Consider the following 1,107-nt stretch of genomic DNA (forward strand, 5'->3'; position numbering starts at 1 on the left):
TGCTCTATGCCACCTCTTGGTGGAACTCCGACCATCTGGCTCGATACTTGCCCCATCCCGATTTGCCCATTGGCCAAAATCTAATCCAAGAAAAACTGGAGACCTTTCGCGATCTGCGCGGCCTTTACTATGGTGAGACAGACCCGATTGCCCGGCTGCTGCAGTGTCCTGGCCCTTTCTGGGCTAGGCATTATCTTTTGCTGCACCGAGGCCAACCTTTGACGGTTATTTACGAAGTTTTCTCCTCCCGCCTGCAGGCCAGGGTCTTGTCGGGCTAGAGCGACATCCAGCGGCGCACGGCTGCGGTGACTGCGGCTGCTACACCCGGATCCGACTGGGCGCTGGCAGAGATGCGGTGATAGTCCTCTGGGGTCAGTTGATGGGCGGCGATGACCTTGGCGGCTGCGGTTTCAAACTGTTGTTCAATTTGCCGACGTTCCTCGCTGCCGTTGGCCTGCTGCAGACGATTTGGGTGGCCGCCAGAAGGGGCTGCACCGCCAGAAGAGCGCGGGCGAAGCGGTCGATCTGCTCTGGGGAAGGCTTCAAGAAGTCTTTAGAAGGGGAGATCCTCATCTCCGAGGCGTTGCCCATCTGGGGGACGGAGGAGGCCGCCCAAGAAGGATCCGCGTTGCCGGACAACTGAGGGGTGCCAACAACAGCCGTTTTGCTGGCCACATCATTCAAACCTCGGGCCGGGCTGAGGGCATTCCAAGGGGCCAAACTTGCCAAACAGAGAGCAGCCCCACTCAAGCCGGCACTCAAGAGAGCAAGCCAGGCAGCAGAGGTCACAGCCGGCTGCGGCAAGGGAGAGGGCTTGGGGATGAGACTGAGGATGAATCTGCTGCTTAACCTGCTCATACCGCTCCTTTGGGCGATAGAGCTGTGGATGGTAGACGGGTTATTCGGCAAGGCTTACCTGCATATTGACAAAGAACGGATCGCCTTAGCCCACGAGCTGTTTGGCCTGTGTTTTCGCAGAGTTCCCCCCAGTTGGCGAGACGACATTGATCGGCTGGAGTTGATCCCGCGACATACCAAACGGGATTTCGAGGTTGAGCGGCAGAAAGGGTAGTCCTCAATCCAGGTAAGCGCTCAGCTCCTGCTCCA

General features: G+C 58.4%; 4 protein-coding genes. 2 read left to right on the plus strand and 2 right to left on the minus strand.

Annotated elements, in window-relative coordinates:
* Window positions 1-278, plus strand: a 278-nt coding sequence (locus tag NW853_RS08445; RefSeq protein ID WP_414348793.1) for a chorismate pyruvate-lyase family protein, incomplete at its 5' end; no start/stop codon positions are given.
* Here NW853_RS08445 and NW853_RS08450 read toward each other — a convergent pair.
* Window positions 275-463 (minus strand): DUF4168 domain-containing protein, encoded by a 189-nt coding sequence (locus NW853_RS08450; protein ID WP_414348796.1) that lies wholly within the window; start codon window positions 461-463, stop codon window positions 275-277. The genes NW853_RS08445 and NW853_RS08450 overlap by 4 nt on opposite strands.
* Window positions 373-858: a hypothetical protein gene (locus tag NW853_RS08455; protein WP_414348794.1), complete on the minus strand. Its 486-nt coding sequence runs from the start codon at window positions 856-858 to the stop codon at window positions 373-375. The genes NW853_RS08450 and NW853_RS08455 overlap by 91 nt, the downstream gene beginning before the upstream one ends.
* Window positions 859-886: 28 nt before the next feature.
* Between NW853_RS08455 and NW853_RS08460 the strand changes: the two genes are divergently transcribed.
* Window positions 887-1,072 carry a hypothetical protein gene (locus NW853_RS08460; protein WP_414348795.1) on the plus strand — a complete coding sequence of 62 codons (186 nt, stop codon included), beginning with the start codon at window positions 887-889 and terminating at the stop codon, window positions 1,070-1,072.
* Window positions 1,073-1,107 lie beyond the last annotated feature (35 nt).

Origin of the sequence: Synechococcus sp. H55.11 (genome assembly GCF_047462475.1) — a bacterium.
Lineage (GTDB): Bacteria > Cyanobacteriota > Cyanobacteriia > Thermostichales > Thermostichaceae > Thermostichus.

Excerpts from the sequence above, each read along its gene's own strand:
- NW853_RS08455 (WP_414348794.1), bottom strand. The coding sequence starts at position 858 with ATGAGCAGGTTAAGCAGCAGATTCATCCTCAGTCTCATCCCCAAGCCC.
- NW853_RS08460 (WP_414348795.1), top strand. The coding sequence starts at position 887 with ATGGTAGACGGGTTATTCGGCAAGGCTTACCTGCATATTGACAAAGAA.